This is a genomic window from Pseudarthrobacter cremeus, assembly GCF_051857465.1.
Taxonomy (GTDB): Bacteria; Actinomycetota; Actinomycetes; order Actinomycetales; family Micrococcaceae; genus Arthrobacter.
The window spans coordinates 1-10,842 of sequence record NZ_JBPZHC010000007.1; the positions used below are offsets into that span (position 1 = coordinate 1).

6 protein-coding genes are annotated in these 10,842 nt (G+C 60.8%); 2 read left to right on the top strand and 4 right to left on the bottom strand.

Features of this window, described 5'->3' with window-relative positions; translation table 11 throughout:
* Nucleotides 1-188 (bottom strand): transposase (locus tag ACS5PJ_RS13700; protein WP_439435433.1); only part of this gene is annotated, 188 nt, incomplete at its 3' end.
* A 222-nt stretch (nt 189-410) separates the two neighbouring features.
* Here ACS5PJ_RS13700 and ACS5PJ_RS13705 point away from each other — a divergent pair.
* Nucleotides 411-1,406, top strand: coding sequence for a hypothetical protein (locus ACS5PJ_RS13705; protein ID WP_439435434.1), 996 nt, complete (start codon nt 411-413; stop codon nt 1,404-1,406).
* Nucleotides 1,407-1,435: 29 nt separating this feature from the next.
* Nucleotides 1,436-1,573 carry a hypothetical protein gene (locus tag ACS5PJ_RS13710; RefSeq protein WP_439435435.1) on the top strand — a complete coding sequence of 46 codons (138 nt, stop codon included), beginning with the start codon at nt 1,436-1,438 and terminating at the stop codon, nt 1,571-1,573.
* 1,081 nt (nt 1,574-2,654) lie between these two features.
* Here the strand turns inward: ACS5PJ_RS13710 and ACS5PJ_RS13715 are convergent.
* The 3 genes from ACS5PJ_RS13715 to ACS5PJ_RS13725 all read right to left on the bottom strand — a co-directional run bounded on the left by ACS5PJ_RS13715 (nt 2,655) and on the right by ACS5PJ_RS13725 (nt 10,778).
* The gene (locus ACS5PJ_RS13715; protein WP_439435436.1) at nt 2,655-6,896 is read right to left on the bottom strand and encodes a sacsin N-terminal ATP-binding-like domain-containing protein; all 4,242 of its coding nucleotides are present in this window, start codon (nt 6,894-6,896) and stop codon (nt 2,655-2,657) included.
* A 730-nt stretch (nt 6,897-7,626) separates the two neighbouring features.
* The gene (locus ACS5PJ_RS13720; protein WP_439435437.1) at nt 7,627-8,439 is read right to left on the bottom strand and encodes a GIY-YIG nuclease family protein; all 813 of its coding nucleotides are present in this window, start codon (nt 8,437-8,439) and stop codon (nt 7,627-7,629) included.
* Nucleotides 8,436-10,778 (bottom strand): N-6 DNA methylase, encoded by a 2,343-nt coding sequence (locus ACS5PJ_RS13725; protein ID WP_439435438.1) that lies wholly within the window; start codon nt 10,776-10,778, stop codon nt 8,436-8,438. Before ACS5PJ_RS13725 ends, ACS5PJ_RS13720 begins: the two co-directional genes overlap by 4 nt.
* Nucleotides 10,779-10,842 lie beyond the last annotated feature (64 nt).

Here is a 10,842-nt window from a genome sequence, read left to right on the forward strand (position 1 = left end):
AGCTCGGCGGATTCTTCCTTCGCGGCCCTGGTTTTTGGGTCATCTTCCTCGTCAGCTTTCTTCAGCCAACGGTGCAGCGCAGCCGGCGAAACGCCGAAGTCCTTGGCGATCGTGGTCAGGGGTACTTCGCCCTTGCGGGCAACCGCGACCACGTCACGGCGGAACTCTTCGGGAAAGGCCTTGGGCATGATGAACATCCTTCCACCCGCGAGGTTAATCCTCACAGATCAGGAGTCAACCAAACCTTCAGCAGTCCCAAGCGCTTAGTTTCAAGAGATCCCGAAGTAGTCTTGCAGCAACCGCCTGTCCAGCTATATGAAAGGCCTCTCATGGGACTTGGGAACCTGCTGCGGAAGCGCGCTTTCACTCACTTGGAGGGCGAGCTGAATCGGCGCGGGTACACAACAAATATGCGGGACGATCCCCGCCCGGATCCACCGGAACGCCGAGTTATCCGGATCATATGCCGCGACAATGTGGTCGATCTTTATATCAGGAACGGGTACTGGACCATTGATGCATGGGTCTACGTTGCGGACGGGTGGCACCACAGCAATGTTGGTGAGGTGGTGGAGGACCGGTATCGGCTGGGAGCAGGCATCACAAAACTGGATACCGGAACTCCCCAAGGGCTTGTCATCGACACCCTGGTTTACAACTTTGTGCTCCCGGAGTTTGGCCCCGGCATTTCCCCACGCCCGACGGCATCGCACATCCCTGGTACGCGACCGGGACCGGCAGCAAATCTTCCAACTCAGAGCGCCGCGGAACCCCTGTTGCCTGCCCCTCAGCAGACCTTCGCTGCAGCACCAGGAATCGACTATGCGGACGACGATGGGGATGGCGACGATCACGACTATCTCGATGCGCACCACGGCGAAGGAAACGACGGCGATGAGGAACCCGAGGTGGTTGACCTCGCTGGCCCAGCCCGGGAGATGCTGGCCCGTCCGGCCCAAGCGGCGGTCGAGGAGGGTGTGGTTCAGCACTTTGCCGCCAGCGGCGTGCATGACATGTCCGATGCCGTGCAAGCGCCTGCCAAGCTCTACCTGGACGAGGACTTCTTCCCTGGCCTCTTGGTGGTCGCTGGTCATCTCTTGGGTTATTTCCCAGAGGGTCAGACCGGTGTCAGCACCGAGCAAGAGCCGTTCCTAGTTAGCTTCCGCGATATCACTGACATCCATCTATCTGTCCCGGAAGGGCTTGTACTGGTCATTCCGAAGGGCGTCCGCTCCAGCACGATTCTTAAAGGCAACGTTCTCGGTCTGTATATGTCCATGCAGACAGCGCATATCAGCCTAATCCTCGATTTCCCCAGGGAAGAAGGTGCAGAACAAGAGCGCGAGCGAATCGGCTCATTCATATCGACTCTGCTGGCACAATTCGCAAGTAATCGGATGAACTGACCACGCAAACGGTCGTCCGCAAGGCCGCCGTGGCTCGGGAACTCGGCGTCAGCCGGCAGACCCTGTACAGCGCCTTGAACAGCCAGGGGGCGCTACGATTCGAATCCTCCGGCCGCAGAAACAACTGGCCATTGACACCGCCGCACGCCGGCAGGATCCTGAGGTGACGTAGACTCGGACCATCATGATCAGTCCGTTGCCGTCAGGCGCGGGCTGATTTTCTTTGCCGCCGCAGGCTCCCCGTTCTCGGCAGGGCTGCTCTCAGTTCTTCGACTGATTCAGGACGAGGTGGTGCGGCCCAATGAATCCGACGTGCTGGTCGCGCCGCCCGTGTCGTCGTAGAGCTGCGTATCAAGGCGGCGCGGGCCTCGGTGGCTAGCTTCGGCCCGTCCTTGGGCTTCCAGCCCACCCCAGCCACGACCGGCTCGTGCACGTGCCCGCAGGCGAGCCGGACGCGCCAGAACGCGCTCGAGTGCGGCGCGGGCCTCCTCATTTTGGCCAGGTTTCGGCGTCGATCCCAGTGTAGGGACACTCCTCCGGGTCCGGCGGGATTTCCTCGACACGGGACTCGATCCACTCGACGACGTCGCGGCACACCCTCTGCACTTCCCCGTGGTCGTCCGGGCACCAGAACTCACCCGCGGGCAGTAGGCGCTTAGCCACCGGGTCGAGCCAGCGCCGGGCATCCGGTTAATTGTCCTCCCCGCGCGTGTAGAGCTCGTGCACGCAACCGCACTCCAGCCGGACTCGCCAGCGGTACATGTCCTTGGCTTGGGGCACGAAGACCGGCCAGAGGACTGGCTCATACCGGCGACGGGGAAGCTCAGTGTTCTCCTCAAACTTTTTCAGCGGCTTCATCCGGGACGGGCGCGGCCCGGCACTCGGTTCAGGAAGGAGACCGGTGCGGCCACGGATTCATCCTGGGCGATCCCGCCTGCGCATGAAGGACCTGTCTGATTCGACTGCGTCATTGTCGTCCAGTCTGCCAGATGGAACGGATGGCATGGCTAATTTGGCGTCCGCCGCGTATTCCGGTCTAGTCTCCAACAAGAGACCGGCGGACAGTCTCGAAGAGTATCTTGAGAAGCTCTTTGTCGGGGTGACGGGAAAGTGCCCTGCTTCGCCATCAGTTGAACCACTTCACTCGAATCGGGTTCCTCCCCAGGACGGACCCTCAGACAGTCAATGGCGATTTCAAAGGCCAATTCCATGTCGGCAACCAGTCAACCGGGCTATGCACCGCCTTCCTTAGTCTCCCCCGGCACCGTCGGCGAGTGACAGCGCCATCTGCGCCTTTGCGAGCAGCAGGTGTCCCTTGCCATCCTTGATCAGTCCGAGTGGATCCGACCACCTGGTGATGGTTGGAACTGCCGAGTCAACCTCGGTGACCCGGTATATGTAGTACCGGCTCCGCCGCACTGTGGCTTCAATCAGCTCGCGCTGTGAGATGTAGAACGTGTCGGTAGGATCGGCCCCCTTCGTCGACTTGACTTCGAGGTAGATCGGCTGGCCACCTTCATCCATGCTGACGATGTCATATGGCGACAGTTCATCCACCTTTGACACCCACCGGACCAAGTCCGGGTTCTTGCCCAGCTTGTTCAACCGCTCGCGCTCGGCATGGTAAACAACTTCTTCACCTCGCTTGCCGATGCGGCGGTTCTCTTCGTCCGTGTGAATGCTCGGCGCTGTGCTGTGGCCGTTTCTACCGCTTTCCCCGTAACCGTTGGAATTGGCGCTCCCGGTGTAAGGATGTTCGCCCGGTACGCCGTCAACTATCCTGACGGCTGAGAAGTCGACTGCTGGAGGGGAAACCTTCGGTGGGGGATTGCTCGGCACCTCTCGCTCCTCCCCTGCCGAATCCTGGTGGGCCGCATCCCTCGAATGATTGCTAGTCTCCGGGATATGCTCCGCGACGACCCCCGATTGATGTGTTCTTAGTGCCGCCACGTCAGGAGAACTATCGTCATCGTTGAGATCGGGCAGAAGCGAATCGAGGATATTGATGATTTCTTCCTCGTCCTCTTGCCTGAGCCTGAGCAGGCGCCTGGCCTCGGTGATGTCCTGTGGCTGAATCTGGCGGTCGTCCATCATTCGTTTGCGGTCATCGCCCGAGGCTGTCAGCAACATCGTGAATGCATCCGACAGAGTCGGCACGCTCAAGTACTGGGCCAGTTGTCGTCCGAGCGGGAACCAATGCGGCTCACCCGTTGCCGGGTCGAGTTCCAGATAGGCCGTGCCCACGTTGAAGGGCTTGCGGCCTCGTTTCTCCGTGCGGCTCGCGATGTAACAGACTGCATCCTCACGGGACGCTGTCGCACCATCAAATTCGTAGGTTAGGACCAGCCGTTCGCATACGACGAGTTCCAGCCTTCGCAGCGCTGGCCGGACGCGGTTCTCACCACTGGAGTTCTCTGCGCGAACTAATGCCAGCAGGTACGGTTTAATTTCGTCTATTCGCCGCCGGACCTTTTCGGCGATCACTCCGTGATCCTCCTCGAACGGGACCGCGGAGGTAACTACCTTGTCGTCGAGCTTGTTCAGTGCGAGATACCGGGCCAGTTTTGTTAGACCAGCCTCAGCAGAAAGCAAAGGAAGCTGTTTTTCGAATGTATCTCGAAGGAGTGGATCGTCGGCATAGGCCGGTTGTGTCACGAACTGCCTGACTCCGTCTTGGCTGGCCAGAAGCCGGACAGTTTCTGGTGCAGGGTGCGCCTCGGGCTCATCTCGAAGTACATCATGCAGGGTGCGCTGCACCCAGCGTGCTGCCTGGTCAATCTCACGGTTCGTTCCCCCTGCTGCATCCGCCTCTTCGGCGATTCCTTCCAGCAGCATGAGGAGATCGGCGACGCGTGGACGGCCGGCGTCTGTCAGGCGCAGGGCGGCGGCCAGGCCTGCGCCTCCACGGGTCTGATACATTGCCCCGCTGATTCGCGGAACACGTTGTTGGATTCGGCGCGGAATTTGCGCAGCTTCGATCCATGCCTCTGACGGCCGGACGAGTTCCGGCACGTTGCCCCGGTCGACAGGCACCCAGGCCTGCGACCGCAGCGTGTAATCAAACAAAGACGGTGCCCGGCGTCCACGATCCCCGGAATGGCTGCCGTGGACGCAATAGAAGAGCGCTTGAATGCCGTCCTCATAAACGGAACCCCATCGCCGGGCCAGTTGGTTCCAGAGCGCCATAAGGCGGACAGGATCCTCGCACGCTGTGAGTTCCGCGTGGCGGTCCAGGCGGTATGACTCTCGCAGCTGCTGGGACTGGGTGTGTCCGTGCGGGCACATCGCAGCCGCCTTGACCTCGGGAAGCTTCAACCACTCCTGGAACAGCGGACCGCGGTGAGGGTGCCTGACGCTGTTGTTGGTGAAGGTGTTCGTTTCAGCTTCAGAAAGGCGGGGATACTCAACCACGCCTAGCATGCGGTAGAAGTCAAAGTCATCCTGGCGACTTTCGGAATCCCGCGGAGGCGTGATGTCGAGGAATTCGGCGTCCCCAAATGGACCGTAAATGACTTCCAAATCATCGGATCCGGTCCACGGTGAACTGAAGTAGACTTCGGCTGATGGTCGAAGCCGCTTGACGGAGCCGTCTGCCGTTCGGGCAGGAAGGAGCACTCCCCCCAGGAGCGGCTCGAAATTTTCGCTCCCCTGCAGTCGAACTTGATGGTAGGCGCGCAGACCGGCCATAGCACCAGCCCTTGCAAGCTGTTCGGCTTCGGGATTGCTCAGAATCTTGATGAGGTACTCACGGATGAGTTCGCGCCATTCAAAGGACCTGACCCCCAGGTCGCGGAGAAGGTTTCGCGCGTCCTCGACCTCTGGTACATGCGCAATGGGTACGGGCAGGTCGTCGGGAATGGTGATGTCACCGCGCTCCCGGGGGAAGAAGATCGTGTCGTCGCTCGGCGTGAGAAGCTGCCCCGCCGTACCCAGGACGACCGGAGCCTTCCTGAGTTCGTTGATGATTCTGGTGCCAGCTGTTTCGCGCCAGTCCACCAGGAATTGGTAGTAGTGCTCGACGGTTTCGCGTGACGGCGCTGCCAGTAGCGCGATGAACTCACCAATACCCATCTCGTCGGTCTCGGGCACGCCAGCGAGAAAGTTCTTGATCGGAGTGAGTCTTTCGACGTCCGGCCGCAGGGTGCGGGCGGGGTCAAGGTTTGCCAGCTCATGAGCCGTCACGGCATCCGGCAGGCTTCGCGGCAGGAGAGAAATATCTGCGGGACGACGCACCGAACCGTCTGCTGTAGGAAGGAAGGGAGAATCCAGCAGCGCCTCCCTCCACTGGTTCCGAACGGCCGTTCCGCCCCCGCCGACCGGCTGGTCGATCGCCGGGACGAGAGCCTCGATGGCGGCTGAACTAGCTCGAGTTCGGCGCACCAGGTCAGGAGCGACGGTGGACTTGAGATGGTCTGCCACCGCGTTGACCAACATGCGGTTGAACTGCGCGGCTTCGGGCGTCGTCGCGATCTGGCGGCGGTCCATACTCAACATCCACTCGGCATGGATGGCCACGTGAAGCCCCGGTTCTTCGTCAGTCGGGAAATAGACGTGAAGTGGGAATGTCGCGTCTACAAGAGGCTGTCCCTTTTCATCTACAGGTACAGCGACCGCGAAACGTACCTCGTCCATCTCCTTCCACATTTCTCCGAGATGTTCGAAGACCGCAGAGTCAGGCACTACGGACCCTCGATAGATGAACCACTCTTCATTCCTGTCATTGGTTTCGAGCAGGACGTGCTCGACGCCACCATCCGCGTCGCGGAAGATCTCGGAAGTGAAGTCGCCGTGTGTTCCTTGCAGCTCCAGATGATCAACATGCGGCAGGAAAAGCAGGAGTCGGGACGCGAGGTTCTCAATGAGATCGGCTTCAACAGTCGAACGCTCGACGCCGTCCCGGAATGGAAGCCGGATGACCGTGGTGAAGCCACTCGCACGAAGCATCTCGATCGCGGCAGCATCGGGTCCAAGGTCCGTCCTTTCCACCGGGAACGGAAAAGCGTAAACCGGCAGCTTCTGACGCTGCGGCAACAGTCCGAGAAGCTGATTGACTTCCGCACGAACGCGCGCGCCATTGAACTGGAACGAAGCCAAATCCGAGACGATCTGCGGATGGTCAGTGATTTCCCCGACTGATTTGAATCCAAGTCCCTTGTGGCCGACTGATTCGGAAGGATCTTTGGAAGACCTCCCCAATGAGCAAATGGCTTCGACCTGTGGATCTCCGAAGCCGGAACCATTATCGGCCACGATCAATGCTGTTTCCGTCAGACGGAAGTGCGCGCGGCCACGGGCTCCAGTGTCACGAGCGGCGTCGTTAGCATTTTGCAGTAACTCGAATGGATATCGTCCGGTGTACTGCTGCCGCACCAAATCCTGTGCGCCGCCACGTTCATCCAAGCTCTTCAGGACATTATCCCGCAAATCGTTGTCGACTTGGATACGGATGGATGCTAACTCGCTTTCGCGAAGTCGCGTCGTGACGTCCACTTTCCCCCTTTTATTGCCTTCTCAAGGGAGTTTATCTGTTGTTGGAGCCCGGCACTGCGTGCCCGGACAAGACATTGAGTTGCGCAGCTCCTTCAGGCCTTCCTTGTTAGCAGGCGGGTGATCGCTTGTTGTAGCAACGCCTGTCTGCAGTGTGAAGTATGCGGGAAGTAACTGCGATTCAGGGACCAGGACCCGAACCCAAAGAATTGTCTTTGTCTGGGGGCGGATGATGCGGCAAGGTCTCCCGGAGCTGCCCGATCAGGACTCATCGCACCCCAATCGAGAGTCGCCGTCTTTGGGACTTCCGGGGTAGACGACCTTGAAGGCAGCGATGTCGTACGCGTCGCCGGATCCGGGCGGTAGTAAGGAGTCGTTCGCAGCCTAAAATCTGGGGGCGGACCCAGTTCAAACCTGGGGCCTCCAAGAGGTTGTGGTGGTACTGCTGCTTCTCGGCGTCGTTCGCCTACTGAGTGACTGGTCAAGGACCACTGATCTAAGTAACGACGGCAAAGAGGATGGGAGGTCCATCATGAGTGCAAACATGTTGAAGAAGTTCTACAACAAGGTGACCGCTTGGCGGTCACAGTGGTCAGGGCGCAAGTTCTGGCAGTATGCAATGGAATCCTTGTGGGCATACGGCGCTGGTCTATTGGCGGCACGCCCCCTTTCCCTGGGGTTGCGAACGAACGAAGGCTCCGGCATAGCCGGAGCCTTCGGCGTATGTGAACAATCAGTTCCGGTTCAGGCCGTTCTTCCGGGTGTCGAGTGCGTGCTTGAAGTGGTTCTCGGCCTCGTCGATCACCAGCCTCGGAGTGGCAGGATCGAACACCCTGAGGGTCGAGTAGCGGAACGCCGTCGGATCCAGGCCTCGCAATTCGACGTTGCCCCCGTGTCCATTTGTCGCATACGCGTTCCACCGTTGTCGTATGGTCTCCGCACCGTCGGCCTTGCCAACGTACTGTCGGCCGTCGCTGGTGTCGGTGATCAGGTAAACCCCCACCACGGAAGAGAGGGCGGTGCGCCAAGCGGCGTACCGGTGCTCGCGCATTACAGCCTGGAGTCGCTCGTGACTCAGGAACAGCCGGTCGAACCCGGGAAATGGCACTGGCTGAGCGTCCGCAATCTCCATGACCGGGTATCCCGCGGCCGTGGGGCCGTTGAGCCGCCAGGTACGTGGAGACTTCCAACCGATCACAAGGCGGTTCCTCAGATCGGCCAGATGGTCCGAGACCACAAGGTCGAACGTGCGGAGAGCGCCGTCGTTCGAGACCTCACCCCGATTCTCCAGGGCCGACCATAACCGGGCACGGCCGCCGCCTTCACGGATGCACACGATCCAGATCCTGGGCGGATTGGCGGGGAAGATTCTTGGTTTCATTGACTGCTGCGAGGTGTATCGCAGGATTTCGGTGTCGGTGGAGTCAGCATGGATGCCTGGCAGACCGGTGTCCTCGTGTTCACGCACGAAGGCGTGGCGGATCACTTGGGCATCAGCAGGGGCGATGCCAGCGCTCCGGAGGATCGCGTCAAGAGTCAGGGTCATTCGAGCACCAAGGCCCCGAACTCTTCGCGGAACCTCGCCGCATCATCTCCGACTTCGCTCTCCGGCCCGTACTGGTAGGTGACCATTCGAACATTGGACCCTTCGGTGCGGTTGTAGAAGTAGCTGGTGTAGTGTGCATTCTTCGGAGCCGCCCGAAGCTGGACAAAATGCCCGACTCGAAGTGGCGACAGGGAGCCGTCCCGCACAAGGTAGAGCTCGCCGTCTAGCATGGCGTCGCCGACGTGGAACTCCTTGGACACAAAGGGCGAGCGGGTGCCGACGGCGACCTCCGCGGATTGGACGTAGCCATCTTTCACGCGCCGCGCGGCTCCGGCTCGGACCAAAGGCAACTGCGCCCACACATTCCCCAGGATCCGGCGGATATCGCGGAGATCGGATACAAGCGAGTCGATTCTTATTTGTCGCTCGTCATCCGACACGTGCCCTCCGTGTCCTTGCCAGCGGTTCCGTTTCTGAACTACGTCGTTGAACTTCCTGGTGATCTCCTTCGAGAGCAAGCGCTCGATGGCAGGCTCACGAAGGTCGCTGAAGACCGCGCGCACGCGTGCTGTCTCATCCGGGTCATCGCTGAGCAGCGCGGTCCGGAGGGTCTTTGACGTGTTCTCGACAATGACCATCCAGGTACCCAGCGAGGCACGCTCGATTCCGATGCCGTGTTTGAGGAGTGTACGACGAATCGCGCTTTCCACCTCGGCGCTGCGGCCCGGGTCGCTTCGGCACGCGGAGAGTAGAACCGTCGCGTGAAACGCCACCAACGCTTCCCAAGCGTGGAGGTATGCCTGCAGCTTGTCCCCGCGCGACGAGGTGGTCTCGGCGGTCCACAGGGCTGATGCCACCGGGAATGGCAGCTCTTCGAGCCAGCTGACAAGTGAGTCGTCGAACACCTTAGCGAACTTTTCCACCGCGGCCTCGGCGTCTTCAAGTGACGCCCAGATACGTTCTCTTTGACTGCTCAGCTCATCCTGGAACGAGGCCAAACGGTCATCTGCTTCAGCCAAGGACAGCTGCACATCCAAGGCCGGGACCGGAACAACGAGCTCGTCAGCCCAGTTCATCAGCGAATTCGCGTCCGAACGGAGCATCTTGAAGCTTTGCCCGGTACTGCTTGCTTCGATGGCACTCCATCGGCTTGCGACCCCCTGCTCCGAATTGAGCCACGCTGCAAGGAATCTCGGATCCAGGCGGGCCCGGTCAACGCCGCAGGTGAGGATCCGGCCGCTGGCGTCCATGTCCGGAACGCCGGCGGACGCCCGGCCGCTTCGCGTGGTCGGCACGAAGATCCGTCCCGCATCCGCGTCCTGTGATGGATCTGCCAGCTCAGGCTCAGCCTCGAGGAGCCCGGTAAGCCGTAGTGCCCGCCATCCTCTCGAGCGGATGTCTTTCGGAACGCTCCGCGAGTCGTCACGCAGGAGGTGCCCGGGATCCAGGTCGATAAATTCTTTGGGCGCTTCAGTAAGGGCGACTCCTGATCCCTGCCCGTATCGGGAGTCGAGCTCTCCTTGGTCAATTACGGTGTCGGCAAACGTCGTGACGCGCCATGACAGGGTCTGTCCACTGCGTGTGGTTCGTGAGACGCTCCCTTCCCGTCGAATGAACTTCTGCAGGGTGACGCTTCGGTTCCGCGGACCCTGCTTGCCGGTCCTGAGGCCTGACGCGAGTTCGCGGAGCGCAGTCTCGAGGATCCTCCGGCGACGATGCTCGGTGGAGTACTGCGTCTGGAAGTCGGCGACCAGCGCCTTGCCGCGACCCGCCTCACCCTCCCTGTTGCTGAAAGTCAGCAGGTAGAGAGGAATCGACGTGTTCGGCGCAAGACCCTCCGGAAGCCGGGTCACTGATTCCAGCAAACCTGCTTCAAGCACACGTCGCCGGACTTCGGCGGTGGCACCCTTGGCACTGAGTGCACCGGGGTGGACCAGCGCCGCAACACGCCCACCGCCCTCCGAAGGCGCGCGAAGTTTTTCCAGCGCGAGCGAGATGAACAGCCACGTGCCGTCTTTGTGTTGGGGCAGCCCGAAAGTGAATGCACCACCCCTCCGCCGGGATTCGACTGCCCGGCTGGAGTGCCTCCAATCCAGAACCCATGGCGCGTCGACGATCACCAGGTCGGCAGCAAAGTCCTCGAAGACATCGACGGCGAGCGTATCGCCGAGCGCGATCTCGGCATCGGGCACAGAAGCAAAGCGGTTCCGACCCTCATCGACCGCAGATTCAGAGATGTCCTGGCCGCGATAGCGGGCCTGCACGCCTGCAGAGCGGAGTGCTTCGACGAGGAGCGACCCGGCGAAAGCCGTGCCAGCCGCAGGATCCCAGATGTTCACGACCGCAGGACCTGGGTCGAGACGACTGAGACAGCTCACAGCAAGGATTCGTGCGAGCGAGGGA

Coding starts and splice junctions, on each gene's coding strand:
- ACS5PJ_RS13720 (WP_439435437.1), bottom strand. CDS start 8,439: ATGACCCTGACTCTTGACGCGATCCTCCGGAGCGCTGGCATCGCCCCT.
- ACS5PJ_RS13705 (WP_439435434.1), top strand. CDS start 411: ATGCGGGACGATCCCCGCCCGGATCCACCGGAACGCCGAGTTATCCGG.